Raw genomic sequence first — 25827 nt, forward strand, 5'->3', positions numbered from 1 at the left:
AATGGGGTAGAGTTAATTTTGGTGGCTACATAAGCTCAATGAACGCGCCGAAACGTTTATTGAGCTTATGCAGCGGGGTGTATAATCACAGTTGAACTAAACCGCTTCGCGGTAGCTGTCGACGAACCACGTTTTTTGCCTCATCGGGCCACACTGTTGATTGACCCACGTGGGTCATACAACAGGAGTGACGACGATGACTGCCTTGCGACAGAAGATGATCGCGGCCATGCGTCAGCGTGGCTTTGCGCAACGTACCCACAACACCTACCTGATGGTGGTCACTGAACTAGCACGTTATTTCCACCGCCCGCCAGACACGTTGAGTACCGACGACCTGCAACACTTCTTTAATCACCTGGTTCAGGAGCGTGGTTTGTCCGCCGCCAGTTGCCGTGTCTATCTGCACGGCGTGCGGTTCCTGTATTTGCACGTGTTGCAGTGGCCTTCGTTTGATGTGCCGCTCACCGTCCCCAAAAAACCGCAGCGGATTCCAGAACTGCTGACCCGCGACGAGGTTCGGCGGATCCTGGCCGCCTGCCAAAACGCCAAGCATCGCATGATGCTCGAACTGTGCTACGGCTGCGGATTGCGTGTAACCGAGGTCTGCCACCTGCGAGTTAGTGACATCGACAGCCAGCGTTACCAACTCCGTGTGACGCAGGGCAAGGGCGGCAAGGATCGTATGGTGCTACTACCGGTGACTCTGCTTGATCGCTTGCGCGATTACTGGCGCGCCTACCGGCCAGTCACATGGCTGTTCCCGAGCGCTCTGTTTCCCGATCAAGCACTGCACTCCAGTGCGCCGCAGAAGGCCTTTACCCAAGCCAAGCGCTTGGCCGGGGTCGAGCGGGTCGGTGGCATCCATAGTCTGCGCCATGCCTATGCCACCCATGTCCTGGAGCAGGGCCTGCCCGTCCATCAGCTCCAGCGACTACTGGGCCACCGTCACCTCCAGTCGACGATGCGCTACCTGCACTGGCTACCGAGCCAGCAAGGGGGAGATCAGTGTCATATTGACCTGGTGGCCGCCTTGGAGGTGAGCCATGACTAAGGCCGCTACCTTGCAACAGGCATTGACCCGCTTTCTCGACCCAACCGGTCTTGATCGCCAGCGTCAACGGGTGTGTACCCATCTGCTGGCCTGCCGAACGGAGGCGATGGGCGGGATGGTCTTACAGTGCTCCGACTGCGCTCATGTACAGCCACGCTACTTTGGCTGTCGTGATCGTCACTGCCCACAGTGTCAAGGCCGCGCCATGGAGCAATGGGCCGAGCGTCAGCAGGCCAATATCCTGCCGGTGCGCTATTACCACGTCGTATTCACGTTGCCGCATAGCCTTAATGGCTGGGTTCAGCTTCATCCCGAGGTGATTCACCGGTTGCTGTTCCAGAGTGCTTGGCAGACGTTACGCACGTTTGGACGAGATCCCAAACGCCTTGACGGCGAAATGGGGATGATCGCTGTGCTTCACACTTGGGGCCAGAACCTGAGCCAGCATGTGCATCTGCACTGTTTGGTTCCAGGCGGTGCCTTGGGTGACGATGGCCGCTGGCGTGGAGCCCATAGCAACTACTTGTTCCCGGTGCGGGCCTTGTCACGCCACTTTCGCGGGCACATGGTGAGCGCTCTGCGCAAGGCCGCCCATGCAGGCGATCTCCACCGGGTAAACCGGCCCGGAGATGTCGATGCTCAACTGAACACGCTGATGGCCACTGACTGGGTGGTTTACAGCAAGGACTGCCTTGAACACACTCATACGGTAGTTCGCTACTTGGCGCGCTACACGCGCCAGATCGCCATCAGCAACGCGCGTATTCTGACCGTCGATGAGCACCAGGTGACCCTACGCTACAAGGACTACCGCGACCACGACCGACATAAGCAACTCATCCTCGATGGCGAGGAGTTCGTGCGTCGCTTCCTGCTCCACATCCTGCCCAAAGGACTGATGCGGGTGCGTCACTACGGTTTTCTGGCCAATCGCTGCCGTCGGCAACGTCTGATGCAGGTTCGTCGAGCGCTAGCTGTGGTTGAGCAAGCACCGGATGCCGATATGGCTGCCAGCGATGCGGAGCTGGCCTACACCTGTCCACATTGCAAGCAACCCACATTGCGGATGATCGGGACGCTCACACCCCAGCGCCACACCTACGATCAACCGTCTAATCATAAGGATCAACACTATCGAGCATGATGTAACGCCCTACGACGACAACCGACTTGGCTAACCGGCTCGCTAGCGGGTCATGGATAAGCTCGTCCCGATGATGGATTTTAGCCATCAGGCGCGCTACATTGGGTTAAATTAGATTTGGAAGTGCTGAAATGATGGCGAAACTCACGATCAGAGCGCGTTACCCCAGACATGCCAATGCACGGCTTGGTACCTCAGGCCGCACGCTGATCAATACAATCCCCTATTAAATAGCTGCCTGATGGACGCGCCTTAGTCCAACAGGCATTTATTCGCCATGCTTCGCACGGCGAATAAATGCTTAACTGTTAAACCTAATACCGAGTTTCGGGGGTGTAAATACCGTTGCGAATAGACGAAGTTCCACCTTCAGAGGTTCCGATAGATCTACTTCTTTTGGCAGATCCATCTGAAAAGGCCATCAAAGAGTACCTGGATCAGGCAAGGTGTTTTGTTGCATATACCAACGACGAGGTGATCGGATCTTGTGTTCTCAAGCCAATCGGAGCAGGAATATTGGAATTGATGAATATTGCTGTTTCTCCATCGCATCAACAGCGTGGCATCGGAACGCGACTTTTGGAAACAGTTATCGATAAAATGCAGGAGTCAGGTGCAAAGGGCCTAGAGGTCGGAACCGGTACTTTCGGTTACCAACTGACCTTCTACCAAAGGCAGGGTTTTAGAGTGGACTGTATTGATAAGGGTTTCTTTTTGAAGAACTATCCTGAGCCAATCTTTGAAAATGGAGTTCAGCATAAAGATATGCTGAGACTCACTCTCGAATTTTCTGGCGATACGTCATGCCAACGAACGGTTTAACAATGCAATGCACGCGACAAGCGCGTGATTGTGGTGTTATGTCTCAAAAGTAGGTAAGTGCACATGGCAATGATTACTGATTTGGTAGTGTTATTGGTAGCTTTGCTCCACGGATATTTCTTGATATTGGAGATGTTTCTTTGGGATAAGCCGATGGGCCTTAAAGTCTTTGGTCATTCCAAAGAGCAAGCCGCAACGACAAAGGTTTTGGCATCGAATCAAGGTCTTTATAACGGTTTTATTGCAGTCGGTCTTTTGGTTGGTATCTTTCAAGGTGCGGCAGGATACGATTTCAAGTTATATTTCTTGGCGTGCGTTGTTGTGGCCGGAATCTACGGCGCAGCAACAGCGAGCCGGAAAATTCTATTTGTGCAGGCATTGCCAGGCGCAATTGGCTTGCTTTTAGTTCTTTTCGCTAATCATTAAGTGCAGGTTCGCCATAACAATTCGCATCAGTACGCGGCCTGCGACCGCCGGATACCCTTTACATGGCTCCTTCGTCACCATTCCAAGGTCGCCGCTGTGCTCGGAGTTAGGAGGAGTACGTGACCAAAAAAGTCACTCAGATATCGGAATTTTTACTTCAGTTTGATGCGTTAAAATCGGTAAACCGCAAAACCTACATCAACGGTGGAGAGCGAGTTGAGAACTCAGCAGAACATTCGTGGCACCTAGCGATGGCTTGCTGGGCTTTTGCGGAGCAGTCACAGGAAGACTTTGACCTCTTAAAATTACTCAAACTGGCCCTGGTGCATGATCTTGGTGAGATTGGTGCAGGAGATACATTTCTCTATAGCGCAAACCGCAATGATGCCCACATTGAAGAGCGTAAATATATCGAGAAACTGGCTTCTCATCCCGGTAACCCAATCGGAGCTCTTCCAGAGCTCTGGGAAGAGCAAGAGACTGGGGAAACTAAGGAAGCAAGGCTTCTGAAAGTCATCGACCGTCTATTACCCTTTCTGCACAATGTAACGAGCGAGGGTCGTGCCTGGAGAGACCATGGCATACGGAAGAGCCAAGTGCTGAAAATGCATGGGTTCATAGAGCAGGAAAACTCAGAAATATACGACTGGTTTATTTCAAAGGTTGAGTACGCCGTGGATCAAGGCTGGCTAAAGAACTCCTAACCAGGTCCGTCACGGCGACACCTTCATTTCGTAGCCGCGCGTGCTGAACGGCGTTAGATCTACAACCAAGCACTAAAATGGAGCTCCTAATGAAAGTTGCATACAGGATGGCAACACCTGACGATGCGGCCGAATGCATTGCCTTGAGAGGAAAGACGAGAGAAAACGCTTTCTCTGTCGAACAATTGGAAGAACTCGGTATTACTTTAGAGAGCTGGAAAGCAGGAATTAGCGATGGCTCCTTACCTGGTTACGTTGGTGTTAGTGAAGGAAAGATTATTGGCTATTGCGTCGGTGATAGCGAAACCGGAGAAATTGTTGTTTTGGCACTATTGCCAGAATATGAAAGTAAAGGTGTTGGCAAAGCACTATTGAATAAAATGATTGAGTCTTTCAACTCTTTCGGGTTTGAACGACTTTTCCTCGGGTGTTCATCCGATGCGAAAGCTCGTTCATATGGCTTTTATCGACACCTAGGCTGGCGTTCAACTGGTCTATTTGATGATGCGGAAGATGAGATACTTGAATACTTCCCTAATAAATAGTGAGGTCATATTGGCACCATCCAACAAGTGGTTCAAACCGTTCACTGTGCTCGCTGGGACGGGCTAAAGCCCACCCCTTAACAAAACGTTATGGCACACGATTAAATTAACTGACTCAAAGCTCAGCGTCATAACAAAGCGTTTAAGAGTGAATCGCAACGCTTGGCATTTTCAGCTCAAGGCTGGGTGTCGTTTTTACGGCACAATGTTTTAGGTTAGGTGGCAGCGTTGCTTACACCTTAATGCTGCGTTAAATCAGTAGTGATATCGGAGTTGGGCAATTAGCAAAGCGTCATCCGTGACTTTGTAAACCATTCGGTGTTCTTCGTTGATTCGCCGAGACCAATAACCGGCGAGACTGTGTTTGAGAGGCTCTGGTTTGCCGACCCCTTCAAATGGCTCTCGTTTGGTCTCTTTGATTAACTTGTTAATTCGGTTAAGAATCTTCTTGTCGGTTTTCTGCCAGTACAGATAGTCTTCCCAGGCGCTCTCGGAGAAGATTAGTTTCATTCAAGAAGTTCCTTCTCCTGACCACCACCTTGTGCCAATTCGGCAACGGATTCCAGCAAACGGCGGGCGTTCTTAGGTGCGCGCAGAAGATAGGCTGTCTCTTGCAGCGCCTCATAGTCTTCGAGAGAGATCATTACCACGGATTGCGCCTTGCTTCGGGTGATGATCATAGGTGAATGGTCTTCACAGACCTGCTCCATGGTTTTTGCTAGATTGGTTCTAGCGGCTGTGTAGCTGATAGCATCCATAAGGTTGCTCCTGTACAGGATGTTGTTAGTGTACAGGATATAGTACGTAGTGAGGCTTGACAATCAACTGCACAGCGCTCGGTTTTCCGCCGCTTTGCGGATTCGAATCCATTGGAGAGTTACGCGTGTTGGCAGCTTGTTTGCTAATGCGTTGTCTCAACGCAGACGCCATAGCTTTTCGATACGTCGTACCATCGCCTGGATTACCTGTCGTCGAGCTTCTTGCTGATCCAGCCGCACACGCTCAAGATCGACGCCTCCCCGCCCATCGCGGTATCTGGAAGGGATGCTTCCCTTGAGCAAATTGTCGGCACTTCCTTCTGACACGGCATCGTTATCGCAGCGGGGTAACGAGCCGTGGTGTTGCAGGTTCTGGACTTTTGTTGAGTTCATCATGCGCCTGACCTCCATCATATCGTCCCTGTTCCCGGGGCGATTGGGTTATCTCATGTGTTCAGGTGCATGCTAAGCTTGTTCTAAGCTGCAAGGTATTCCATGAAAGTGATTATTAACTTTGCAAAAACGAACAGGTAAGAATCTCAGGCAACCTTCTGCCATGACACAGAAAACAAGAAGTCACCTGGCGTGGAACGACTTTGAGGTCGTCCTGGCAATCGCAACTGCAGGTTCGCTATCGGGTGCCTCACGCGCCTTGGGCGTCAGTCACGCTACGGTTTTCCGACGGCTGGGTGATATCGAACAGCGCCTTGGTGTTTCTCTTTTTGAAAGAAGCCGAACCGGTTACCGGCCAACGCTTGCTGGAGAAGAGCTCGCTGAAACCGCCAGAATCATGGATGAAGCAGCCTTGGCTGCCGAACGTAAAGTCGCTGGGCGCGACTTGGAGCCGAGAGGGGAAATCTGGCTCACCACAACGGACTCTTTGTTGATGGGGCTGCTCTCTCCTCTGTTCACGCAGTTTCAGCATAAATATCCAGGCATCGTGCTGGACGTCGCCGTATCCAACCAGCTATTCAATCTGACACGCAGAGAAGCTGACGTCGCCATCCGCCCGTCCAATGCTCCTCCTGAAAATCTGATTGGGCGACCGCTGACGGCCATAGGGCAGGCGGTCTACGGACATCGAAGCCTCAATCTGTCACCAGGAGCTTCCATCAAGGCCCTTGCTAGCCAGCCCTGGATTGGTGCTGGTCCGCGATTGCAGGACTCAGCACTGGATCAGTGGATGGACAACAACGCGCTGAAAGCGGCCTGTGTCTACCGTGTCGATACGCTGGTCAATATACTCAGCGCTGTTAGCTCCGGTATGGGGCTGGGTGTTCTGCCCTGTTATTTGGCGGACGAAGATCCGGACATTATCCAGCTCACTGATCCCATCCCCGAGCTGGAATACGGTTTGTGGTTTCTGATGCACCCGGATCTACGAGGCGTAGTGAGGATTCATGCCTTGATGGATTTTCTGACAGAAGTGGTTCGCGCTCAGAAACAACGCTTGGCCGGTTACTGTTTAACGACAAGCACGACCTTACCTTGAACGCCGCCTTGCATAGCTCTCTGATGTGCAGCCGATGCTTCTGCCAACGAATAGGTACTGTCGATCACGATCCGAATGGTACGGTCGTCGAGCAAGCGACTGGCCTGTGCCAGCAGCATTCCGTTTGAGTGCACCTGTAGTGAGGAAACCGTAATCCCTAGCTTGTCGGCTTCATTCCTGGCAGAAAAGCCCAAGGGGTTGACCAGAAAGAGCGAGCCGCTTGGTTTAATAATGCTGAGGAAGCGTTCCATGTTCGGGCCACCCACAGCGTCAAGCACCAGATCTACATCATGAGCGACCGTTTCGGCGGCTGCCTTGGTGTAATCAATGAAGTCGTCAGCACCCAGCTCGCGAAGAAGCTCTTCATGCTTACCTGAAGCAACCGCGATCACACGCGCCCCTTTCCATTTAGCGACTTGAACCGCTAGATGCCCCACGCCACCGCTAGCTCCATTGATCAAGACGGTCTTGCCTTCGAGTGGGACAGGCACATGCCGAAATGCCTGGAATGGATTGGGTAGGTCATTACCAGGATCAACCAGAAACTGCCAGACAGTAAGCAGTGACATTGGGGCACCTGCTGCCTCGACATGAGAAATGCCCTTTGGCTTCAACGCTAGGTGGCTTTCAGGAACGCTGACATATTCGGCATAGGCGCCGCTGCCCGTCATCAGGTCTTCGGGGAAACGCACCATTGCAAAGACGTGGTCACCTACGCTGACCTTGAAAACCTCGTCGCCAATGGCAGCAACGACCCCTGACACATCAGTGCCCAATATCAACGGGAAATGTGGGCTAGGCTGCCATTCTGGAGGTAGCGCCCGATAGCCGTCGCGCAGGTAAAGGTCTGGTGGGTTAAGACTTGCCGCATTAACCTGAATAAGCACTTCACCGGTTTGTACTTCGGGTCGGGGCGTATCTTCGTAAAGCAAGACCTCTGGGCCACCGAAACTATGCAGCTGCACTGCTTTCATCATGTCGTTCATCACAACCTCACTCAAGAATAGTCACATGGCAAATAGTAAGGAAGTTCCTTGTCATTGATAATGGTGCGTAGATTCGTTTTAATAATTCCATGAAGGAACAAATCGGATTGGAACGCCTCACAGGGCTTATCGCATTTGCACGCGCCGGCTCCTTAGGCAGCTACACCGCTGCGGCGCGCTCGCTGTCTGTTTCGCCCTCTGCGATAAGCAAAAGCATCCAGCGGTTGGAGCGTCACTTCGGCGTCTCTCTTTTCACTCGTACGACACGCTCGCTGTCTTTCACGGCCGAGGGCCGCGACTTGCATGGGCGTGTGCTAGAGCTGCTGCGCCAAGCAGAAGAGATAGAGCAGGTAGTGAAGTCCGCTCGTTCCGAGCCCGCAGGCACATTACGAATTGCGACATCACTTCCACTGGGTCTGCATCTGATTGCTCCTGCTATTACGGATTTTCGAAGACACTACCCGAAGGTAACGATCGACCTGCGGCTGAGCGACCACATCGTCGGTATGGTTGAAGAGAGCATTGATCTTGCAGTGCGGATCGGTGACCTTGCGGATTCGTCACTGTTGTCCAGGCGACTCTCGCCTTACAGGCTCTCTTGCTACGCTTCGCCAGACTACCTGGCTAGGTATGGTGCTCCCGAGCATCCAGATGAACTGGTGGGGCACGAAACGATCAATTTGCGCTACCAAAGTACGGGGCAAATGTTTCGCTGGCCGTTCCGGATCGGCGAGAAGGAGATCGAAATAGTGCCATCTTCCCCTGTTATCGTTGATTCAAGCGAAGCCGTCATAGCTGCTATGGCCACGGGTGCAGGTATCGGGATGGTTGCAAGTTTCATGGCTGCCCAGCGGGTTAGGCGAGAGGAACTGGTACCAATCCTGCCCGACTTCGATGTAGAGCGGCATAATATCATTGCGCTATGGCCACAGAGTCGTAGCACCAACCCCGCTGTACGCGCCTTTATCGATATGTTGATCGAACGACTTTGAACAGCTTTGTGTCGTTTCGGTGAGCGCCATTTTGACGGCGGCTGCTGGCCGAAAGCTCACCAGGATTGTCGTTCTCCGTTCCTTTGCGTCAGCGATCCGAGCCACGCACAGCTACCCTGGGAATTTGCCGCTACAGTGCCAATAGCCCTGTGGTCTGGCGCAAAACCAAATGCCAGTTCGAACGGATGGTTACCTGCCAGTCTCCATCCATAGGAGGGAAAAACTTTCTGACCAAGGGTGATTTATAAATACTCTGAAACAGTGGGGCCTGACCCATGCCAAGCTGTCGTTGCAATGCTTTGGCTACAGCGCAAGAAGTGGCAGCATCACTAAATATCTCGAATAAGCGCACAAACTTAGGTGCTTAAAATAACTAGGCAAAATAGAGCAAATAAACGAGACATTTTTTGAATGCCTAGGACTTGATACATACAGATCTCTGGAGTTAGCGAACAGCAGTTTTGCATCGCTTTCGGCAGCGTTTCAGCGCTTCGCAACAGGCCAACATCGTGCTCAATATAGGCGTGCCAATCCTTCTGGAAAGCAGTAGAGATCAGTAAAGCGGTAGTCCATGTTGCCTCTAATGGTAATGACCCGAAGGGCAGGCGGAAAAGATCGAGGAAATGGCGCGGAAGGGTGGTGTGAAGATGCGCCGGGGCCATCGCTTGATCCCTACGCCGGTACCCGCGCCGCAACTCAAGTAAGCAGCAGCGCATTAGCCGGATCAGGTACAGCGGGATCAGCGCTCGGCAGCATTAGTTGCTACGCCCTGAGCCAGCTCAGTCGGATTTCACCGGCACCCCGTCAAGCTGTTCGTTGGTGGACTCTAGGAGGAGGGAGAGATGCAAGGGCGATTTATAGAATATGGTGAGTAGATTATACGTATGAATTTCGCCTTTGCTTATGGGTAGGGCAATAGGTTAAGTTAAAGCTGGTTTGAATCTCAGTTGGAATTGGGGATGGTAATCGAAATGGAATTTCAATGATTGCTAATTTAAAAATAAAAATAGGGAACATTGAGATACAAGGGTGATGCTATGTCTATACTTCTTGATCCAGATAACTATGAGTCAGTAAAGCCAAAAATAAATTCAATGGCTATCGTTGGCCATACCTCTTGCGCAGAAGTGAAATTGTGGGCGCGAGCTTATAAAGCTGGAAAGTGGTGGATGCTTGTCAGTGAGGAGAAGTTAAAAGAAGATGTATACAGCTTGTCAGGTAAATCTCCTGAGGCTATAGATAAAGAACACTCGTATGTGGTGGGGCTAAAGAATAAAGTTTTTCGTGAAGATGAGGGCCTGCTCGCATGTTTTAATTTTGATGATTTGTTGCCGGATAAGAAATATTACTATTATTTGATAGGGGATGAGACTTGTGAAAGAAGGGTTGAACTTGGAGGCGATCATAAATACTGCTTTCGTACTCTTCCTGAACAGATGAGTAGTTTGAGGTTTGGATTTTATTCATGCCATGATCCCTATAGCTTTAAGCCCTCAAGCGAAGGGGCTTGGGAAAGTTTTTATGATGTATTAATTGACCGTAAGGCTCATTTTGTTGTTGGAGGTGGAGACCAAGTTTATTGTGATACTAATAAGGAGACTCACATTCAAGATGTTTGGGGATGGTTGAAAGATAATAAAAAAGCATTAATTGATAAATACTCGGATGCGAGTGATAAGCTTGATGAAAAAGGGTTAGTAGAATATTTCGTAAAGTTATATCGAACATATTATAGAGTATATTGGAATTTTGAAAATTTAAGAGCGGTCTATCGACGTTTTCCTCAATACATGATTTGGGATGATCATGAGATTATGGATGGTTGGGGCTCACTGACTCAGAACGAACGTGAAGAGAAACTGGCTCGAATGTTACGGGATGACGAGCCGGAGAAAGACTATCAGCTAGTTATGCTGATGTTTCGAGCTGCCTCCCAGGTGTACTGGGAATACCAGCATTCCCATAACCCCTCAACCAAGCTGAACCTGGAAAACCTGGATGAAACACAGTGGGACTATGGCTTCGAGCATGGAGATTTCGCTTTCTACGCGCTAGATCTGCGAGGACACCATGACTGCGAACGGGATACCTATAAGTTGCTTGGAAAGGCACAGTTTGAGCGTTTTAAAGCATGGATGACATCACGAAAAATCGCGAGCAAGAAAGCGGTATTCATCATCTCTCCCGTACCTGTTGTGCACTGGAATGAGAAGGTAGCAAATATCTTTGATGTAGGTAGCGTGAAAGACGACTTCATGGACGAGTGGGGACACGAAACGAACCATGATGAGCGAAAGAAATTTCTAGACCTGCTACTGAAAATCTCTGATAAGCATCAAATACCCATCATCATACTGAGTGGCGATGTCCACTGTGCGAGTGCATATCGAATTACGCACTCTAGTAAGTACTCAAAAGCCAATTTATTTAATGTAACCTCCAGTGCTATATCACGTTCCCCCGCGCCCTCGCTAGCTACTATAGCTATGCAGCGCTCAGCTAAGATCAGCGGTTATGATGGAGAGTTCGAACAACTCTATACTGTGGCAGGGAAAAATAATTTCGCACTTATCAATGCAGATACCTGGGATGGAGAATTAACTATCGGCGCTCACCTGTACCGCTGTGGTTCCGAAGGAGATGATCTACATCAAAAATATATTAATTTAGTATAGGGTGTGAAAGCGTAGGTTATTCTTCGCTGCTCTCCGGCGCCGATTACCATTACCATTAGATTTTTTGGAATATGTATGACAGGAATCGACTGGGTGCCTACACTTACTACCTTATTTGCAGGTTGTTCAGCCCTAGCGGCAGCAGCAGCCATTTTCTTTTCTTGGCGAACCCATAGGGAGCCAACAGTTTTTAGAGCAGGCGACTCTCACGCTATCACGTGCATACGAAGCACTGTCCTGTAACGGTCAGGAGATTCAGCCGCCGAAATCGAATCGACTTAACTGGTTAACGTCGGCTCGGCATATTGAACAGTACAGGCGGCTAAAACAGTTAATTGTGTGCGAGGAGCATAAGCTCGCTTGTGAAGATCAAGAGGAATATTGGCGGCATCGGTTCTATGAATGTTTAAAAACGCCGACCCCGCTATTGCCAAATTATTACCGAGACGAGCCGAAACCCAATAGGCAACTGGGGATTGAACCTGCTTCTGCAATCATTATTCATGATTTCGCAAATTGGCCTGACGGAAAGCAAGATCCTATTGATCTCGCAGACGTAGACTCTATTCTAAAACGGAATCAGGTTCTCAAGGGCAATATCGGACTTCGGGGCTATCTTGAAAGTTTACCGAGTTACAAGGACAGAATCTAACCATGCCAGTCACAGCTACGGTTACTGCATTGCGGCTTCGCCTCCATTCCGTAGTCGCGCATGCTGGGCGGCGTTAGCTGGGACTGCGACTTCTGAGAAGTGATACTATAGTGGCATTATTAGAGCCTGACTCAGGGTGAACCCATGAAAGTTGAGCTTGTTACAAATCTCAAGCGCCAAGCCACAAAGATTCTGGCTGACCTGCATCTGTCCAAATAGCCGATACTGATCACGGAGCATGGTAAGCCATCGGCATATCTTGTCGATGTGCAGGATTCTGAGTTTATGCAGCGTCGGCTTGAATTGCTTAAAGGGCTCTCACACGGAGAGCGTGCTGTGCTTGAGGGAAGAGCGTACAGCCAGAGTGAGGCCAGGGAAAAAAGAGTAAATGGCTGAAGTAATCTGAACGGAGCCCGCCCTTCAGGAACTGGATGCGCTTGCTGAGTACATTGCCCTGGATAATTCTGCTGCCGCAAGTTATCTGATCCAAGAAGTTTTTGATAAGACCGAGTGTTTGGAAGATTTTCCCCAATCCAGGCGGATTCCTCTAGAGCTTCTTGATTCGGTATACAGGGAGTTAGTGGTTCCACCGTGTCGTGTTTTTATCGTGAGGATGACAGCGGGCTATCATCCTCTATGTCATGCGAGAGGAGCGGCAGTTTCGTGCTCACATGCTTGAGAACAGTTAACCAGTCGCGTCACTCGGGTTCCTTTGCTTCGATACGTCAAAGTCACCTCTGCGCTTTAGCATTAGAAATAATATGAACCATCGATTCGTACTCACCGGCGGCCCCGGTGGTGGCAAAACCACGCTCCTTGATGCCATAGAGAAACGGGGCTATCGCGTCATACCGGAGTCTGCCCGAAGCATCATCAAGGAACGGTTGGCGGCGGAGCTATCACCTCGGCCAGACCCGGTCTCTTTCGCTCAGGATATTCTGAAATCCGATATTGAAAAGTACCGAAGTGTCGCTGTTGGCGAGCAGGCCACGTTCTTTGATCGTGGGGTGCTGGATGCGCTGTACATGCTTGATGCGGAGAGCGCGTTGTCACGGGCGGGCATCGCCAACTATGTTCAACTGTTCCCCTATAATCCCGTTGTTTTTCTTCTGCCGCCATGGGAAGACATTTACGGTACAGATTCAGAGCGTGATCAAACGTTCGAGGAGTCCCTCAAGGTATTCGAGGGGATGAAAAGCTGGTATTCGCAATGGGGTTACAAAACGCTGGAAGTGCCGCGTGACACTATTGATGAGCGCGTGAAGTTCGTTTTACAGCATGTAAATAGCCTTTAAATTGTCATTGTTGTTGACGGTTTTCTTCCCCACGCTTTACCAAGACTGCTGAACTACAGCATCATCACTATCGATATGCGCCGAGCCAAGAGAATCCTCTCGCTGGATGCCATTTCCATCCACCAAGCGAACGTTGCCTAAAGGCTCACAGCCTAAGGCTGGGGGAATCAGGTCAAGGAAGTGAATATGCCCACGATTACTGAGTAAGGTCATGAAATATCCAGATATTGGCCTGCACATACGTACCTATGATGATGAAGTGAAAAGTCACTCCCACGACCATCATCAACTGGTATTGCCCCTGGTCGGCACGCTGTTTCTGTCAGTAGATTCCATGGCGGGGGAGGTGGCACAGCACCGTGCGGCCATCATCCCTTCAGGAAGCGGCCATGGGTTTGCTGCAACAGAAGATAATCGGTTTTTGGTGGCCGATTTGCCTGAGGGGCTGGCTCCTGCGCTAGATAAGCTGCCTTGTTTCGTGGAGCTTGATTCGGCATTGCGCCATTACGTCCAGTTCCTACATGCTCAGGCCATGAGCGGGGCTGGATCGAACGTTACCCAGCATCACATGCTGCTGTTACTGATACAGCTGCTGCAGGAGCGCCATGGAGGTCAATTGAAACTGGATCGCAGGGTTCACGCAGCGCAACAGTTTCTGGATGATCACTTCCACCAACCGATTTCCATGGCAGAGGTTGCTAACGTGGCCCATCTGAGTATTCGGCAGTTGAACGATCTTTTTCGCCATCAGGTGGGCATGACGCCTCATCAATACCTCACAGAAGTGCGGATGAAAGAGGCGTGGCGACTTCTGGAACAGTCAGGCCTCAGCGTTCAGCGGGTGGCTGATGCGGTAGGCTACTCGTCGTTATCGGCCTTCAGCGACCGCTTCAGACGTCACTTTGGCAAACCGCCTAGCCACTTCCGCCGTTTCTCGACATAATTCCGCCAGGATTCAAAAGATCCCCATCGATGCCATGGATACGCTCTCCCGTCACTGCTAACGCATGAGAATCTCGGGGGGGAGAGTGATATGGCAACCGTGAATGCCGCTACCTGGATCGGATCCATTTCCGTTCTGCTTTGGGGTACTTTGGCTTTGCTGACCAAGCTATCCGGCGGAGATATTCCAGAGTTCCAGCTGATGGCCATGACTTTCGGCATTGCGTTTCTGTTGATGGGTGGACGTTGGGTCTTGGCTGGCCATACGGGCGTTCGGTATATACGCCAGTCGCCGTTTGCCTGGTGTATCGGTATCGTCGGGTTATTCGGTTATCACTTTGCATACTTCAAGGCGATGACGCTAGCACCGGCGGTGGAAGTCAGCCTGTTGGCTTACCTCTGGCCGCTACTGATCGTTCTGCTGTCTGCCCTATTACCGGACGAGAGGATGCGAGCTCAGTCTATCGTTGGCGCCTTGGTGGCGCTGGTGGGTTGTTGGTTGTTGATCAGCCGAAATGCAGGCGGATTTGCTTGGGAGAACCTGCCCGGTTATCTGGTAGCGCTGGCGTGTGCATTGATTTGGTCTTCTTACTCCGTGCTCAGCAGATTGGTACGTTCAGTGCCAACCGATGCCGTCGGTTGGTTCTGCGGTGTGACGGCACTGCTGGCTTTAGGGTGCCATATGCTGTGGGAAGAGACGGTGTGGCCGGATGGCTTGATGCAATGGGTAGGCGTGGTTGGGCTGGGACTCGGGCCGGTTGGAATCGCATTTTTTACCTGGGACTATGGCGTCAAACACGGGAACATCCAGCTACTTGGCACCCTAGCCTACAGCGCGCCACTCATTTCGGTGGTGTTACTGATCCTGGCAGGATACGGCGAGGCCACGGTGGCCGTATTGAGTGCCAGCGTGCTCATCGTCATTGGTTCTGTGATCGCAGGTCGCGCGAAGCATCGGGGTGCGGGTAGGCAGTAAGGTACATAAGCTAGAGTTTTTTGGATTCGAAAAAGTCATGATGTAAGCCCCAGAAAGGGCGGGTATGAGCCGATAGCAACGGGCTCTCAAAGAAAAAAGGACTTTAGAATGACCGTAAGAGCAGCAGAAAAAAACGATATTGCCGCCATCGCCGAGGTGTACCAAGCGTGTTTCCCCCGTGAGAAAAATCACGCGCTGTGGATTGAGTCGTCGTTTAACACCTATCCACGGGGCGTTTACTACGTGGTGGAGGTGGACGGTCTGGTGCGTGGCTATATCCTTTGGTGCGTTAAGAACGGCTTTCGGGAAAAAAGCATCATCGAGCTGGAGCAAATCGGCATTCACCCGGAAGCAGCAGGTAGGGGGCTGGGTAAGCAGCTCATTGTGGAGTCGCTAGCGCCGTTCAAGGCCCACGTGCGTCGCCAGGGCTGCGATGTGGGGGCGGTGATGGTGACCACTTCGGAAGGCAACTTCGCAGAGAAGCTGTATCAATCCACGCTGGGAGTCTCCCGCGCGGCCGTGATTAGCGGCTATGGGGCTGGAGATGAGGTGATCTTATATAACGCCAGCGTAGAGTAGCGCGAGAGCGGTTGCGTGCGAATTGGTGACGCAGCAAGCGGAACACAAACATTATTACAAGATACGGAGGTAGGTAATGTCAGAAGTGGAAATCCGGCAAGCTACCATTGAAGACTCGGCTTTAATCCATAAATTTGTCATAGAACTTGCGATTTATGAAAAAGCAGAGCATGAAGTGCTAGCGACAGTCGCGGATATAGAAAACGCTTTGTTTGGCGATAATACGACGACTAAGGCCGTTATCTGTTATTTCAATAACGAACCTATTGGCTTAGCGGTCTATTTCTTCAATTTCTCAACATGGCTCGGTAAGCATGGGCTATATCTTGAAGATTTGTACGTTACTCAAAAATATCGTGGCGTCGGGGCTGGCAAAGCACTTTTGAAGTATCTTGCTAACATTGCAATATCGAAAAAATGCGGCCGTTTCGAGTGGAACGTACTTGACTGGAATGAACCTGCGATCCAGTTCTATGAGTCAATAGGCGCAAAACCGCAAAATGAATGGATAGGCTACCGTTTGACAGGAAAAGCGCTTGAAGACTTTGCAGTTAGTTAACAAGATATAACAAGTCGCAGCAGTTCGCGTCTGGTGGCCGCCCTTTCCTTGGCTTCTTCGTCGCCACTCCATAGGGCGAAACCCTGGAATATGATAAGGACTAGGCCCAGCGTGGTAACTGCTGTGGGGGCGGCATGAATGCCGAACACTTCCGCCAGGTGCCGCCGCTTAGCGGCGCCATCAGCGGCATTATGATCAGGCCGAAGAGGCTGATGGCTATACCTATAGCAACTGGTGAGTTTGTTGCGCGTGGCGCGTTATCAATTCCCCATCCCGTTAACGCCATCAATACCAGCAGCATGGCCTGGGCAATGAAAGCGTCTCCAATATAGCCCCCGGCCCAGTTGAGCGCTGCATAGCGCTGAAAGAAAAACGCGACGGCGACAAAGTCCTAAAGCGGGGCGGGTAGCAGGCAGTCTTCGTAAGAATCCTAGCTACGTTGTTGCGTCCGATACTCAGTAGGACTGACACCTGTCTCTGCGCGAAAGCGGTTGCTGAAATGACTGCTGGAGCCAAAACCGCAGCGTAGTGCGATCTCAGTCATATTTAGCGATGTTTCCGCCAACAAGTATTGCGCCCGGATAAGACGACGGTGCAGCACATAGCGATGTGGTGGGTAACCAGTGGCTTGTTTGAACATGCGGGCGAAGTGGTAGTCACTTAAGCCAGTGATACCCGCCATGCATGCCAGCGTAAGGGGTTGGTTCAGGTGATGCTCAATGAACTCCACCACTCGTTTTAATTGCCACGCAGGTAGTCCACCGGTTGGGCGCAGAGTTGGCAGTCGGCGCTGGCTATAGTGGCGTAGGGTGTGTATCAATGCCGTTTGGGTGGCGGAATCCAGCGCTAATTGATCCAGCGGGTCTTGCCAGTTGCTCTGGCCAAGGGTGGTGCAAAACAGCTGAGTGAGCAGGGCATCCTGGGCGAAGTCGATTTCGTCCAGTTGCACGCTTCGGCCATCTTTATCCCATACCTGTTCGATCAACTGACTCAGGTGAGTGTCGCTGAAATAGAAATGCAGTAGTGAGATAGGCCCATGCACGTCCCAACTTGTGATCAGATTGGCGGGCATTAAACACACGCTATTGCTGGTCTCGCTGGCAATGGTTTGTGATCCCTGCCTGCGTAGGGAGTTCTCCGCGCCGTTCAGATAAACGCTCAGAGTGTGGTGGTTTGAGTGAATTTTCTCAATACGGTCTTCTTGGTTACTCCAACGGGCCAGCGCCATGCCATTTTTTAGCTGGGTGCTACTTACTAGACGCGCCTGCGTCTGTTTCATCCTGGGATAGTGGCTCAAAGTGTCGGTGAACATGGGCGGCTCCTGGGAACTGCGTTAACAGTACTCAGGCTCAGCACGAAACTCAATTCAGCGAACCATTCAACCGCAAGAATAGACAAACTGGCGCAAACGCAGGCAAGCTAGCCAGCCGGGGTGAGCCGATACTATGGCTGACACTAACCACTCTGGGAATGGCAAGCCATGAATAGCCTTCTGTATATCTCAACAGTTCTTATCTGGGGCTCGACCTGGCTGGCTATCGCTTGGCAAGTGGGCGAGGTGGCGGTGCCGGTCTCGGTATTCTATCGTTTTCTCATCGCCGCGCTGGTGCTGTTGGCCGGGCTTACATTGTTGCGCCGACGCCAGGCTCTGCATACCAGGGATCATCTTTTCTGCCTGTTGCAGGGGGGCTGTGTCTTTGGTTTGAATTTCTACTGCTTCTATACCGCTGCGGGTTATCTGCCCAGCGGCCTAATTGCCATCCTGTTTTCTATGTCGATACTGTTTAATGCGGCCAATGGCTACCTGTTCTTTCGCACACCGGTTCCGCGGGTATTTTACCTGGCTTTGGCCCTTGGTCTGCCGGGCATGGCGCTGATTTTCTGGCAGGATCTGGTCACAGTTGAGGCTACGTGGGAACTGCTGGGCGCCATTGGTTTGACGTTGCTGGGTACCTACGGGTTTTCGCTGGGTAACATGGTGTCGGTCAGGCACCAGCGATGCGGCTTGAAAATCAACACCACCAACGCCTTTGCTATGCTGTATGGGGGGATGTTAATGGGGCTGATTGCCTGGGCTCAGGGAGCCAGTTTCAGCCTGCCAGCGGAACCGAGATATCTAGGTGCCCTGGTTTATTTGGCGGTAATAGGATCGGTGGGAGGCTTTGGTGCCTACTTTATGCTGGTCGGCCGTATTGGTGCCGGTAAGGCGGCTTATGCGACGGTATTGTTTCCTTTGGTTGCGCTGGCGCTGTCAACGGTGTTCGAGGGTTACCAGTGGCATGCGGATGCACTTATAGGGTTAGCAATGATTGTGAGTGGCAACCTGCTGATGTTTAATGCCCATCGTTTGGTTTGGCGGTGGCGGCAGCCTGTTTAGTGACTAATAAAGAGGGCACTGCATTTCAGTTGCGGTGGTTGGAGGCGCCGAGACATACATGGGCGAAGAGTCGATCAGTCCGCCGTCATGCTCGAAGAATGCCTTAACTACTTCGGTACGCACATTGAGCAGCTTCGGATCACTGCCAACGTTGAATGTTCGCCAAGTGCCCATGCCGATAACGGCAGCGTTTTGTCCGTGCTCGCAAAGGTCTTCTGTTGCATCCCGCCCGTGTTGGCAAGAAGTGATACGGTTGGGAGAGTCATGGCGGTGAGCGTGGCGCCGATGAGCGTAAGGCTTTGTCTGCGCGTGATGCGATGCTTGATGTGATGCTTCATAGCGGTCGCTCCTTCAGGTTTTTTTGAACCGGCACCGTGGCAGCCAACACCAGCACAAAGCATGTCAGCACAAATACCTTATTCACAAACCAGTTGGTACGCCAGATCGACCACTCAGGGTCGGCGAGAAAACGGACGAACAGGGTACAGATGATGAGGATTTCAATGACGGACATGCCCACCGCCAATGCACGCGTATAGCTAGGCCGTTCGAGAAGCGCCCAACCTAGCCAAACGTGCGCCAGTGGCCAAAGATCCCAATAGATATAGCTTGCCCAGGGCTCGCCGTATGCCAGCGCGTACCCAATGGGAAACAGGTATTTAATGAACAGCGTCCACGCCGCCAGAATAAACAGCAGGTGGGCGAGAAAGCGAATCCAGGCGTTTGGTTGTGGGGCGGGCAGTGACATGACATCGCTCCAGTGCTGGGCCGTTAATGGCTCTTCCTCACACCATCTGCAATGACTGCTTGCGCGCTGGCGGAGGAAAGGCGGCATCGATCTGTGCCAGATCATCGTCGTCGAGTCTGACTTTATCGGCATCAAAGTTCTGTTTGAGGTGTTCCAGATTTACGGCTTTAGGAATAGCGATCACGCCTGGGTGGCGCAGTGCCCAGGCGAGGGCGACTTGCGCGGTGGTGGCGCTGTGTTTGCCGGCGATGCGTTGCAGGGCGGCATCATGCAGTAGCGCGCCGCCTTGCCCGATCGGGCAATAGGCCATGAGCGGCATGTTTTGTTGTGCTTGCCAAGGCAGCAGGTCGTATTCAATGCCGCGTGCTTCGGGATTGTAGAGCACCTGATTGGTGGCGCAAGCTGGCTCGTTGAGCTCTGCTAAGTCGTCAATGTCGAAGTTCGACACACCCCAGCGCAGGATCTTGCCCTGTTCGCGCAGCCGTTCGAAGGCTTCCACTGTTTCGCTCAGCGGGTACTGGCCGCGCCAGTGCAGCAGGTATAGATCGATAGTGTCGGTGCCCAATCGGCGCAGGCTGCGCTCGCAGGCACCCTGAACGCCCTTGGTGCTGGCGTTGTGCGGGTAGACCTTGCTGACCAGATACACTTCATCGCGCCGGCCACGGATCGCTTGGCCAACGACTTCTTCAGCACCGCCCTCGGCATACATCTCTGCGGTATCGATCAGCATCATGCCCAGATCCAGACCTTCACGCAGCGCCCTGACCTCAGCCTGCCGTTGTCCGGCATTCTCGCCCATATGCCAGGTGCCCTGGCCTATACGGGGTACGCTTACTCCACCTAGCTCAATCGTCTGCATATCGCTATCTCCTACTGTATCTCCTGCTGTGATACTGCTCTGATAGGGTTTTGACTGCCCGCCGCCATCGCAGTTCATGTAACAAAGTCAGCACCTTGCGCAAACCTGTTCGCTCTACGCTATCAGGCAGCCTATTGATCTGAAACTGCGAACCTTCGCTAATGTGAGACTCGCGTTATACTACACGCTCGTCTTAACGTCCGTTTTTAGAGGCGTACATTTGGAGGTAGTTAAAACTGAGTCTTATCATCCCCGGATCTTAAAAGATTAACGTTATGGACGTAGTACACGTCAATCCTGAAGATGCGCGCACTGTTGCTGAGATTCATATCGAAGCTTGGCGCGCCGCATATAGGTCTATTGTTCCAGCTGATTATCTAGACTCGCTATCGATAGAGCGCCGTGCAGCGATGTGGGATGAATGCATAGCCGCAGGTGATCCCGAGTTACTTGTTGCCAAGAAAGCTGGTGTTGTTCAAGGCTGGCTGAGCTTTGGACAATGCCGAGATATCGGTTCGCACAAGAGTGAAGCTGAAGTTTGGGCTATCTATGTATCTCCAACGGCTTGGTCAACGGGAGTGGGGCGAGTGCTCTGGCTTCGGGCGAAAGAGCTTATGCTTGAGCAAGGTTTCAAGTCGTGCACCTTGTGGGTCTTCCCTCAGAATGAACGGGCAATTAAGTTCTACCGCTCAGTCGGGTTTGCCCATGACGGGGCAGCCCCAAAGAACTTCGAGCTTGGCGGCGTGCAGCTTGAGGAAGTGCGGTTCGTCACCCAGCTTCTCGGCGGTTTAATCACCAAAGATAAGCGGCGTTAAATACATATTGGAGTTCTATGTTTAGGCTCGAAGTCGCGGCATTAGTTACTGGTTTAGCAAGTATTGCAGTTGCTTTGCTCCTCCCTTTTGCCTGGAGTTTGTTTCCAGAAATCATGCGCGCCTACTTCCTCGGTGGCGAGCCAGGGGCGATAGTCGTTGGAGTAGGTGTTTTAGTTGGGATAGTAGGAAGTATGCTGTTTGTTCTAAACCTGTTTCGCAGGCAGTTCACTCTGTGGTGGGCTAGGTTGTTAGCAGTGTCGGCTCTTTCCCTGGGCCTCGCCACGGTCGGCGCAACTGGAATTTAACAAATGTAAATCGCCCCCGCACCCTGCTAACTTCACGACGGGTGTCGCCAAACAGGGTGACTATATCCTGCTGTTGGGATCAGTGCCAAGTTGGCTTAAACAAGCGGCCATTCGGTTGTTCCTGGCCCCAGTTGTCTCGCAGGATCGTCGTGCACTAGAGCGCCAGCACGAAGTAATGACTCACTTCGGACAACCTAAATTCATCTCTGGACCTGGCGATATTCTCAAAACCCGATTGCATCGGCTCTGGGTCGGTGAGCAGTTAGAACCCGGCACTGATCCAGCCGTGGAGGTAAGGCTTTAGCCCCCGCGTAAACCGTAGTCAATGCGGGGAGCAGCCACCTTAATCAATCCAAACATCGCTTGCCTCTGCGCGGGCTTGTATTTGTTGCCTGACGCTTTCGAGGCTGGGCTGCAAGCTATATAGGCAGATACCACTCTGATAGGCGTTTAACGACCCTGGTATGGGCTGTAAATCGGTTGACGGTTTGGTATGTCGACAGTCGTCAGCATTTTCATCCTGCGCTGCGCCTAACTCAGTCAGCGTGCCTACATGCTGCCAGCCTGTATTGTGCTCGGTATAGACCTGTCCATGCGAGCTGTAGTGCGCGTAGATAAGCCATTGGAACCCTGATCCATTGCTTACCTGCAACGCTTGGCAGGGTTCAACCTGGCTTAGGCAAGCTGAGCCCTGCTCAATTAACAAGGCGAGCAGTGGCTCGGGTAGCGTGGCGTCTTCAGGGTTCACGCTAAACTGCTGGGCGACATCATCCAGGTTGTGGGTATCCACGAGTGGATCCTGGTTCCAGCGATTGGTTTGTTTTAGCGAGAGCTCAATACGCCGTGTCAGCTCAGGTCGCGATTGGGCAAACTCGCTGTCAGCGAGTGCTTGTAATGCCAAACTGCCCGGCTGGCCGAGGTGAAAGCGTAGATAGCGGTAGTCGAAAGCATCCACGGTGGTGCGTCCGTCTATCAACCGCTTGACCTGATGCTGGGCCACCCAGTGGCGCATATCCGCCAGCGGCGTATTAACCACGATCAGCGCCCCGGCCACCAGCAGGGCCAAGCCAACATTGGCGCGCTGTAGATTGGGTACTGCTGCTTGCCGTCGCCACAGCAGAATCAAACTATAGCTGAAGGTAAAGGCCGCGGTTAGCACTTGCAGCAGTGCCGCCCAGAGCCTATCCAAGCTGAGTCCATATTGGTCGATTCGTAGCCAGAGCGCCCAGGCGGCCAGCAGGCTACCTATCGGCAGCAATACGACGGCGAGCATAACGGCGCTGCGTAACCATATAGGATAGGGCAGCTTGTTATCGGTTTGATAGAAAACGGCGTTGAAGAACAGCAGCAGGGTCAACATCAGCGCCATAAGTATTTGCGCGGCTCTGCCGGTATCCCATATCGGCTGCAGTCCGGTCCAGGGCAGCACCACAAAGAACATCAATAATATTAAAGCAACCAGCGGCAGTAGCGCCTTGATAAGCGCTTCGCACATCAGTCTTACGCTCGCGATAAAGCGAAAGCGATTGCGGATCATCACCAGCCCCATGCCAATCACCAGCCAGGTGACTGGATAGAAAAAAGCGGGTGTTTGGAACAATGTTTTGAAAAAGTCTAAGCCAATGGCTGAAAAGAGCGCTGCCCACAAAGATAGCAAGCTCCAAAAAACGCCAATGAACAGGCCTAGCTGGGCGATTGTCAGGGCGTGTTCCCATGAATAATCCAGCATGGGCTGATAGGTTTTTGGCCAAGTACCACTGGCGGCGCTGCTACGAAAGAACAGCGCAAGAATAAACAAGGCAACTCCTACGGCCATGCAAAAGGCAAAGGTAAACGGGTGGCCTCCCCACTGCTGCGGCTCGGGCACCTGCTCAACCCAGCCAAGGTGCCAGCCCAGCCAAAACAGTAGGGGAGCCAGCAGCAGCGGCAGGAAGTTGATGCGATCACGCAGTCGCACGATGCTGATCAGATAGAAAGCTGGCAAGGCGACCGCGACGGTGTAGAGCGCCTTAAGCCAGCGCTGGTCGGCGACCAGCCAGTGCTCATGGTCGATAGCCAAATGCAGCACATAGAGCGCACAACCCTGTACAAAGGCGAGAAAAATCAAGCCCAGGCTGGTGGCCCGGTCCAGGGTATTTAGGCGATTATCGTCCATGACAGCTCTTCTACGGTTGAGTGGCGGCGTGGGGGCCGTAATTCTTCTAAGCAGCTAACGAGCCCTAAGTAACTAGCTGGCCCTAAGCAACTATAATAACGTGAGAAAGTTACAAAGGTTGCAAAGTGCAAAAATAGACGGAACGAAATACTGCTAATTAATTATGCTGTGCTTTAGGCACGTCGTAAAGCCGGGCCAGGGAGGAGCTTTGAATCTTCTGTTTATATGCAGCGCAAATAGACTCCGCAGTCCGACGGCTGAACGTATCTTTTCAGCTTACCCCGGTGTTCAAGCAATCGGAGCTGGAACAAGTTCGAGTGCTAAAACGCCGGTTTCTTGGCGCTTAATTGAGTGGGCTGACATCGTCCTGGTGATGGAAAAGAGCCATCGGGATGAAGTCGCCAAGACGTACGGGGATTTACTCAAGGGGAAAAGGTTAGTTTGCCTGGATATTCCCGATCACTACGAGTTAATGCAGCCTGAACTCATCACCTTGCTCAAGGAAAGGGTTCCTGAATATGTGCGGTTGTCGGCAGTCGAAACATAGCGAGGAGCTGGTGCGCCGTAGGATTGATAATAGCGCTGACGAGTCGCTCTCCGTTCATTTCAGGTTTATATGAAATTATACTTATAAAAAACCTGGTTTTTTAAAGCTCTGGTCAGGTAAAGTTTACTTTTACTGCCATAGACCATAACCAGGAGGGAAGCATGTATCGAGTAGTGATCGTTCTATGTATTTTTTTAGCGGGATGCACCACAAAACTGTGGGAGCCCAAGCCAGAGAGATTGATGGCCGTTAACGGCTTCTACGTTAATAAAGAAACGAACGACTTAGTGGTCACTACGCGGTGTGAAGCTTTTTTGTTTCCCTCTCAGCAGCAACTTGGCCAGGCGCTGGTGCTTAGCCGAGAAGTTGAGTTTCTTCCCGAATTTAGCGGCTTCTCGCTCTCTAGCTCCAATGTGGTGACCGGCAGCATTAAGCTCACACTGCATGAACAGAACCCTTCAGCCGAACTTGTCAGTCAATTAACCGCATTGGGCTTTACGAAAAACCCCGTCACCGATAGCTTCCACTTGATACGGGAGATTAGAGGCGAGCGATATACCATTGAAGGAAGTTTGCCGCTTGAAAAGCTCGAAAAGGAGTATCAAGTCAGTATGAGCATGCCCAGGGGCCCCATCGATACAGCCGGGCGTGTTATCGCAACGCCTGTTGCCATTACATTTGATGCGGCCGCAACGGTCGTGGCGATTCCTCTCTTCGCACTCTTTGCGGTGTCACAGGGTTTGCTTGGGCCATGAGTAAACAGAGCGTCTTAACGAGCGCACAGGGGACGTTTAAAATCTGTTGCCTATAGAGTCAGACTAATGCCTAGGCTTTTTCTGAAAAGTCGGCGTGCGCAGGCCAGGTAAGGCCACAGCCTATTAAAAAGAATCGGATTCGCGTGCGAATTTTCGGGTTGTAAATGAGTACTTTGATTGGACTCGTGCACGAGCCGATCCTTAATAGAGTATGGCCAAGCGTAATAGTTAACCAGAGGTTTCCTGGTATTTATTAAAAAACGGAGGTTAAGGGTGGGGCTACTCGATAACTTTAAGAAGAAGCGTGCTATTAAAATCTACATAGAGAAATTACCTAACGTTTTGGTCAACGATTATGGCCGCCAGGAATATTACACACAGCTGCAGGTAAGGCGGAGTATTGAGCGTGCGGGGCTAAATAGCCAGCATCAGCACTACGCGCTGGCGATGTATACCAATCATCCAGAATTTGTCGTTTATCAGAGCGAGCTACATGAAAATTTCAGCTATGAAAAGCTGCGTGAAGAGGTCGGCGGTGCCTACTTTTCGGGTAGTACTGAGTTCAACTGTTCAAGCGTAATAGCAGCGTCAGCGAGTTTTGGAGGTGACGCGTCTAGCATCGATTGCTCTGGCGGCGGAGGAGATGGCGGCGGTCAGTGAGCCAG

General features: G+C 51.8%; 32 protein-coding genes and 1 pseudogene. 22 read left to right on the top strand and 11 right to left on the bottom strand.

Translation table 11 applies throughout. The features are described from left to right. Nucleotides 1–196 precede the first annotated feature (196 nt). The 6 genes from LMS44_RS05635 to LMS44_RS05660 all read left to right on the top strand — a co-directional run bounded on the left by LMS44_RS05635 (nucleotide 197) and on the right by LMS44_RS05660 (nucleotide 4695). Nucleotides 197–1054 carry a tyrosine-type recombinase/integrase gene (locus tag LMS44_RS05635; protein ID WP_498947046.1) on the top strand — a complete coding sequence of 286 codons (858 nt, stop codon included), beginning with the start codon at nucleotides 197–199 and terminating at the stop codon, nucleotides 1052–1054. Beyond that, on the top strand, nucleotides 1047–2198 hold the full coding sequence (locus LMS44_RS05640) for an IS91 family transposase (RefSeq protein ID WP_498947048.1): 1152 nt from the start codon (nucleotides 1047–1049) through the stop codon (nucleotides 2196–2198). Before LMS44_RS05635 ends, LMS44_RS05640 begins: the two co-directional genes overlap by 8 nt. 396 nt (nucleotides 2199–2594) lie before the next feature. Beyond that, nucleotides 2595–3020, top strand: a complete 426-nt coding sequence (locus tag LMS44_RS05645) for a GNAT family N-acetyltransferase (RefSeq protein WP_236557256.1) — start codon at nucleotides 2595–2597, stop codon at nucleotides 3018–3020. Nucleotides 3021–3083: 63 nt separating this feature from the next. Continuing rightward, on the top strand, nucleotides 3084–3446 hold the full coding sequence (locus LMS44_RS05650; RefSeq protein ID WP_041157803.1) for a DUF1304 domain-containing protein: 363 nt from the start codon (nucleotides 3084–3086) through the stop codon (nucleotides 3444–3446). Nucleotides 3447–3565: 119 nt separating this feature from the next. Further along, nucleotides 3566–4150, top strand: a complete 585-nt coding sequence (locus LMS44_RS05655; RefSeq protein ID WP_498947050.1) for an HD domain-containing protein — start codon at nucleotides 3566–3568, stop codon at nucleotides 4148–4150. Between the two features lie 89 nt (nucleotides 4151–4239). Beyond that, nucleotides 4240–4695, top strand: coding sequence for a GNAT family N-acetyltransferase (locus LMS44_RS05660; RefSeq protein WP_498947052.1), 456 nt, complete (start codon nucleotides 4240–4242; stop codon nucleotides 4693–4695). A gap of 255 nt (nucleotides 4696–4950) precedes the next feature. Here the strand turns inward: LMS44_RS05660 and LMS44_RS05665 are convergent, their stop codons facing one another. The 3 genes from LMS44_RS05665 to LMS44_RS05675 all read right to left on the bottom strand — a co-directional run bounded on the left by LMS44_RS05665 (nucleotide 4951) and on the right by LMS44_RS05675 (nucleotide 5849). Further along, nucleotides 4951–5205: a Txe/YoeB family addiction module toxin gene (locus LMS44_RS05665; RefSeq protein ID WP_022520614.1), complete on the bottom strand. Its 255-nt coding sequence runs from the start codon at nucleotides 5203–5205 to the stop codon at nucleotides 4951–4953. After that, nucleotides 5202–5453, bottom strand: coding sequence for a type II toxin-antitoxin system Phd/YefM family antitoxin (locus tag LMS44_RS05670; protein WP_498947055.1), 252 nt, complete (start codon nucleotides 5451–5453; stop codon nucleotides 5202–5204). Before LMS44_RS05670 ends, LMS44_RS05665 begins: the two co-directional genes overlap by 4 nt. A 156-nt stretch (nucleotides 5454–5609) precedes the next feature. After that, entirely contained in the window at nucleotides 5610–5849 is a 240-nt protein-coding gene (locus LMS44_RS05675) for a hypothetical protein (protein WP_498947057.1), read from the bottom strand. Between the two features lie 160 nt (nucleotides 5850–6009). Here LMS44_RS05675 and LMS44_RS05680 point away from each other — a divergent pair, with 160 nt between their 5' ends. Further along, nucleotides 6010–6945, top strand: a complete 936-nt coding sequence (locus LMS44_RS05680) for a LysR family transcriptional regulator (protein ID WP_498947059.1) — start codon at nucleotides 6010–6012, stop codon at nucleotides 6943–6945. Here LMS44_RS05680 and LMS44_RS05685 read toward each other — a convergent pair. Next, nucleotides 6912–7931: an NADP-dependent oxidoreductase gene (locus LMS44_RS05685; protein ID WP_498947061.1), complete on the bottom strand. Its 1020-nt coding sequence runs from the start codon at nucleotides 7929–7931 to the stop codon at nucleotides 6912–6914. The two genes, LMS44_RS05680 and LMS44_RS05685, sit on opposite strands and share 34 nt — an antisense overlap. Before the next feature lie 107 nt (nucleotides 7932–8038). On the opposite strand from LMS44_RS05685, the gene LMS44_RS05690 reads away from it, so the two are divergent. Beyond that, a complete protein-coding gene (locus LMS44_RS05690; protein WP_223827998.1) occupies nucleotides 8039–8923 on the top strand; it encodes a LysR family transcriptional regulator in 885 nt (294 codons plus the stop codon). A 356-nt stretch (nucleotides 8924–9279) separates the two neighbouring features. On the opposite strand, the gene LMS44_RS05695 is transcribed toward LMS44_RS05690, so the two are convergent. Further along, on the bottom strand, nucleotides 9280–9585 hold the full coding sequence (locus LMS44_RS05695) for a hypothetical protein (RefSeq protein ID WP_190373752.1): 306 nt from the start codon (nucleotides 9583–9585) through the stop codon (nucleotides 9280–9282). 375 nt (nucleotides 9586–9960) lie between these two features. On the opposite strand from LMS44_RS05695, the gene LMS44_RS05700 reads away from it, so the two are divergent. The 4 genes and pseudogenes from LMS44_RS05700 (at nucleotide 9961) to LMS44_RS05715 (ending at nucleotide 13545) form a co-directional block, all read left to right on the top strand. Further along, nucleotides 9961–11598, top strand: a complete 1638-nt coding sequence (locus LMS44_RS05700) for an alkaline phosphatase D family protein (RefSeq protein WP_190373751.1) — start codon at nucleotides 9961–9963, stop codon at nucleotides 11596–11598. Nucleotides 11599–12394: 796 nt separating this feature from the next. Then, nucleotides 12395–12651 (top strand): annotated as a pseudogene (locus tag LMS44_RS05705) (type II toxin-antitoxin system Phd/YefM family antitoxin). A 53-nt stretch (nucleotides 12652–12704) separates the two neighbouring features. Further along, nucleotides 12705–12929, top strand: a complete 225-nt coding sequence (locus LMS44_RS05710) for a hypothetical protein (protein WP_263366086.1) — start codon at nucleotides 12705–12707, stop codon at nucleotides 12927–12929. A gap of 82 nt (nucleotides 12930–13011) precedes the next feature. Next, nucleotides 13012–13545 carry an AAA family ATPase gene (locus LMS44_RS05715; RefSeq protein WP_498947064.1) on the top strand — a complete coding sequence of 178 codons (534 nt, stop codon included), beginning with the start codon at nucleotides 13012–13014 and terminating at the stop codon, nucleotides 13543–13545. A gap of 36 nt (nucleotides 13546–13581) precedes the next feature. Here the strand turns inward: LMS44_RS05715 and LMS44_RS05720 are convergent, their stop codons facing one another. After that, nucleotides 13582–13758, bottom strand: a complete 177-nt coding sequence (locus LMS44_RS05720) for a hypothetical protein (RefSeq protein WP_498947066.1) — start codon at nucleotides 13756–13758, stop codon at nucleotides 13582–13584. Here LMS44_RS05720 and LMS44_RS05725 point away from each other — a divergent pair. From LMS44_RS05725 to LMS44_RS05740, 4 genes are all read left to right on the top strand, one after another. Beyond that, the gene (locus tag LMS44_RS05725; RefSeq protein WP_498947068.1) at nucleotides 13757–14488 is read left to right on the top strand and encodes an AraC family transcriptional regulator; all 732 of its coding nucleotides are present in this window, start codon (nucleotides 13757–13759) and stop codon (nucleotides 14486–14488) included. The two genes, LMS44_RS05720 and LMS44_RS05725, sit on opposite strands and share 2 nt — an antisense overlap. A gap of 90 nt (nucleotides 14489–14578) precedes the next feature. Continuing rightward, the gene (yddG, locus tag LMS44_RS05730) at nucleotides 14579–15463 is read left to right on the top strand and encodes a DMT family transporter (protein WP_498947070.1); all 885 of its coding nucleotides are present in this window, start codon (nucleotides 14579–14581) and stop codon (nucleotides 15461–15463) included. A 108-nt stretch (nucleotides 15464–15571) separates the two neighbouring features. Then, nucleotides 15572–16042, top strand: a complete 471-nt coding sequence (locus LMS44_RS05735; RefSeq protein ID WP_022520600.1) for a GNAT family N-acetyltransferase — start codon at nucleotides 15572–15574, stop codon at nucleotides 16040–16042. 76 nt (nucleotides 16043–16118) lie between these two features. Next, nucleotides 16119–16601 (top strand): GNAT family N-acetyltransferase, encoded by a 483-nt coding sequence (locus LMS44_RS05740; RefSeq protein ID WP_022520599.1) that lies wholly within the window; start codon nucleotides 16119–16121, stop codon nucleotides 16599–16601. 430 nt (nucleotides 16602–17031) lie between these two features. Here LMS44_RS05740 and LMS44_RS05745 read toward each other — a convergent pair whose 3' ends face one another. Then, nucleotides 17032–17913 carry a helix-turn-helix domain-containing protein gene (locus tag LMS44_RS05745; RefSeq protein WP_022520598.1) on the bottom strand — a complete coding sequence of 294 codons (882 nt, stop codon included), beginning with the start codon at nucleotides 17911–17913 and terminating at the stop codon, nucleotides 17032–17034. Nucleotides 17914–18081: 168 nt separating this feature from the next. Between LMS44_RS05745 and LMS44_RS05750 the strand changes: the two genes are divergently transcribed. After that, complete coding sequence (locus LMS44_RS05750) at nucleotides 18082–18978, top strand: DMT family transporter (RefSeq protein WP_009287227.1); 897 nt, start codon at nucleotides 18082–18084, stop codon at nucleotides 18976–18978. A gap of 107 nt (nucleotides 18979–19085) precedes the next feature. Here LMS44_RS05750 and LMS44_RS05755 read toward each other — a convergent pair whose 3' ends face one another. The 3 genes from LMS44_RS05755 to LMS44_RS05765 are packed head-to-tail and all read right to left on the bottom strand — an operon-like array spanning nucleotide 19086 to nucleotide 20585. Beyond that, a complete protein-coding gene (locus tag LMS44_RS05755) occupies nucleotides 19086–19316 on the bottom strand; it encodes a hypothetical protein (RefSeq protein WP_498947072.1) in 231 nt (76 codons plus the stop codon). Continuing rightward, entirely contained in the window at nucleotides 19313–19726 is a 414-nt protein-coding gene (locus tag LMS44_RS05760) for a hypothetical protein (RefSeq protein ID WP_498947074.1), read from the bottom strand. Before LMS44_RS05760 ends, LMS44_RS05755 begins: the two co-directional genes overlap by 4 nt. A 37-nt stretch (nucleotides 19727–19763) precedes the next feature. Continuing rightward, the gene (locus LMS44_RS05765) at nucleotides 19764–20585 is read right to left on the bottom strand and encodes an aldo/keto reductase (protein ID WP_498947076.1); all 822 of its coding nucleotides are present in this window, start codon (nucleotides 20583–20585) and stop codon (nucleotides 19764–19766) included. Between the two features lie 275 nt (nucleotides 20586–20860). On the opposite strand from LMS44_RS05765, the gene LMS44_RS05770 reads away from it, so the two are divergent. After that, a complete protein-coding gene (locus LMS44_RS05770) occupies nucleotides 20861–21400 on the top strand; it encodes a GNAT family N-acetyltransferase (RefSeq protein WP_498947078.1) in 540 nt (179 codons plus the stop codon). A gap of 17 nt (nucleotides 21401–21417) precedes the next feature. After that, complete coding sequence (locus tag LMS44_RS05775) at nucleotides 21418–21705, top strand: hypothetical protein (RefSeq protein ID WP_498947080.1); 288 nt, start codon at nucleotides 21418–21420, stop codon at nucleotides 21703–21705. A gap of 343 nt (nucleotides 21706–22048) precedes the next feature. Here the strand turns inward: LMS44_RS05775 and LMS44_RS05780 are convergent, their stop codons facing one another. After that, nucleotides 22049–23860: a DUF4153 domain-containing protein gene (locus LMS44_RS05780; RefSeq protein WP_498947082.1), complete on the bottom strand. Its 1812-nt coding sequence runs from the start codon at nucleotides 23858–23860 to the stop codon at nucleotides 22049–22051. A gap of 208 nt (nucleotides 23861–24068) precedes the next feature. On the opposite strand from LMS44_RS05780, the gene LMS44_RS05785 reads away from it, so the two are divergent. From LMS44_RS05785 to LMS44_RS05795, 3 genes are all read left to right on the top strand, one after another. Then, nucleotides 24069–24407, top strand: coding sequence for a low molecular weight protein tyrosine phosphatase family protein (locus LMS44_RS05785; protein WP_039859338.1), 339 nt, complete (start codon nucleotides 24069–24071; stop codon nucleotides 24405–24407). 161 nt (nucleotides 24408–24568) lie between these two features. Continuing rightward, on the top strand, nucleotides 24569–25162 hold the full coding sequence (locus tag LMS44_RS05790) for a hypothetical protein (RefSeq protein ID WP_498947084.1): 594 nt from the start codon (nucleotides 24569–24571) through the stop codon (nucleotides 25160–25162). A 273-nt stretch (nucleotides 25163–25435) separates the two neighbouring features. Then, on the top strand, nucleotides 25436–25822 hold the full coding sequence (locus LMS44_RS05795) for a DUF6559 family protein (RefSeq protein WP_498947086.1): 387 nt from the start codon (nucleotides 25436–25438) through the stop codon (nucleotides 25820–25822). The last annotated feature ends 5 nt before the right edge of the window (nucleotides 25823–25827 follow it).

It is taken from the genome of Halomonas profundus, assembly GCF_020865425.1.
In the GTDB taxonomy this organism is placed as follows: Bacteria; Pseudomonadota; Gammaproteobacteria; order Pseudomonadales; family Halomonadaceae; genus Vreelandella; species Vreelandella titanicae.

What these genes read in the sequence shown, in the direction of transcription:
- LMS44_RS05715 (WP_498947064.1), top strand. Translation starts at nt 13,012, where the DNA reads ATGAACCATCGATTCGTACTCACCGGCGGCCCCGGTGGTGGCAAAACC.
- LMS44_RS05755 (WP_498947072.1), bottom strand. Translation starts at nt 19,316, where the DNA reads ATGAAGCATCACATCAAGCATCGCATCACGCGCAGACAAAGCCTTACG.
- LMS44_RS05735 (WP_022520600.1), top strand. Translation starts at nt 15,572, where the DNA reads ATGACCGTAAGAGCAGCAGAAAAAAACGATATTGCCGCCATCGCCGAG.
- LMS44_RS05650 (WP_041157803.1), top strand. Translation starts at nt 3,084, where the DNA reads ATGGCAATGATTACTGATTTGGTAGTGTTATTGGTAGCTTTGCTCCAC.
- LMS44_RS05695 (WP_190373752.1), bottom strand. Translation starts at nt 9,585, where the DNA reads ATGGCCCCGGCGCATCTTCACACCACCCTTCCGCGCCATTTCCTCGAT.
- LMS44_RS05720 (WP_498947066.1), bottom strand. Translation starts at nt 13,758, where the DNA reads ATGACCTTACTCAGTAATCGTGGGCATATTCACTTCCTTGACCTGATT.
- LMS44_RS05760 (WP_498947074.1), bottom strand. Translation starts at nt 19,726, where the DNA reads ATGTCACTGCCCGCCCCACAACCAAACGCCTGGATTCGCTTTCTCGCC.
- LMS44_RS05775 (WP_498947080.1), top strand. Translation starts at nt 21,418, where the DNA reads ATGTTTAGGCTCGAAGTCGCGGCATTAGTTACTGGTTTAGCAAGTATT.
- LMS44_RS05635 (WP_498947046.1), top strand. Translation starts at nt 197, where the DNA reads ATGACTGCCTTGCGACAGAAGATGATCGCGGCCATGCGTCAGCGTGGC.
- LMS44_RS05640 (WP_498947048.1), top strand. Translation starts at nt 1,047, where the DNA reads ATGACTAAGGCCGCTACCTTGCAACAGGCATTGACCCGCTTTCTCGAC.
- LMS44_RS05725 (WP_498947068.1), top strand. Translation starts at nt 13,757, where the DNA reads ATGAAATATCCAGATATTGGCCTGCACATACGTACCTATGATGATGAA.
- LMS44_RS05675 (WP_498947057.1), bottom strand. Translation starts at nt 5,849, where the DNA reads ATGATGAACTCAACAAAAGTCCAGAACCTGCAACACCACGGCTCGTTA.
- LMS44_RS05765 (WP_498947076.1), bottom strand. Translation starts at nt 20,585, where the DNA reads ATGCAGACGATTGAGCTAGGTGGAGTAAGCGTACCCCGTATAGGCCAG.
- LMS44_RS05665 (WP_022520614.1), bottom strand. Translation starts at nt 5,205, where the DNA reads ATGAAACTAATCTTCTCCGAGAGCGCCTGGGAAGACTATCTGTACTGG.
- LMS44_RS05780 (WP_498947082.1), bottom strand. Translation starts at nt 23,860, where the DNA reads ATGGACGATAATCGCCTAAATACCCTGGACCGGGCCACCAGCCTGGGC.
- LMS44_RS05745 (WP_022520598.1), bottom strand. Translation starts at nt 17,913, where the DNA reads ATGTTCACCGACACTTTGAGCCACTATCCCAGGATGAAACAGACGCAG.
- LMS44_RS05750 (WP_009287227.1), top strand. Translation starts at nt 18,082, where the DNA reads ATGAATAGCCTTCTGTATATCTCAACAGTTCTTATCTGGGGCTCGACC.
- LMS44_RS05790 (WP_498947084.1), top strand. Translation starts at nt 24,569, where the DNA reads ATGTATCGAGTAGTGATCGTTCTATGTATTTTTTTAGCGGGATGCACC.
- LMS44_RS05680 (WP_498947059.1), top strand. Translation starts at nt 6,010, where the DNA reads ATGACACAGAAAACAAGAAGTCACCTGGCGTGGAACGACTTTGAGGTC.
- yddG (WP_498947070.1), top strand. Translation starts at nt 14,579, where the DNA reads ATGGCAACCGTGAATGCCGCTACCTGGATCGGATCCATTTCCGTTCTG.
- LMS44_RS05740 (WP_022520599.1), top strand. Translation starts at nt 16,119, where the DNA reads ATGTCAGAAGTGGAAATCCGGCAAGCTACCATTGAAGACTCGGCTTTA.
- LMS44_RS05685 (WP_498947061.1), bottom strand. Translation starts at nt 7,931, where the DNA reads ATGAACGACATGATGAAAGCAGTGCAGCTGCATAGTTTCGGTGGCCCA.
- LMS44_RS05660 (WP_498947052.1), top strand. Translation starts at nt 4,240, where the DNA reads ATGAAAGTTGCATACAGGATGGCAACACCTGACGATGCGGCCGAATGC.
- LMS44_RS05670 (WP_498947055.1), bottom strand. Translation starts at nt 5,453, where the DNA reads ATGGATGCTATCAGCTACACAGCCGCTAGAACCAATCTAGCAAAAACC.
- LMS44_RS05770 (WP_498947078.1), top strand. Translation starts at nt 20,861, where the DNA reads ATGGACGTAGTACACGTCAATCCTGAAGATGCGCGCACTGTTGCTGAG.
- LMS44_RS05700 (WP_190373751.1), top strand. Translation starts at nt 9,961, where the DNA reads ATGTCTATACTTCTTGATCCAGATAACTATGAGTCAGTAAAGCCAAAA.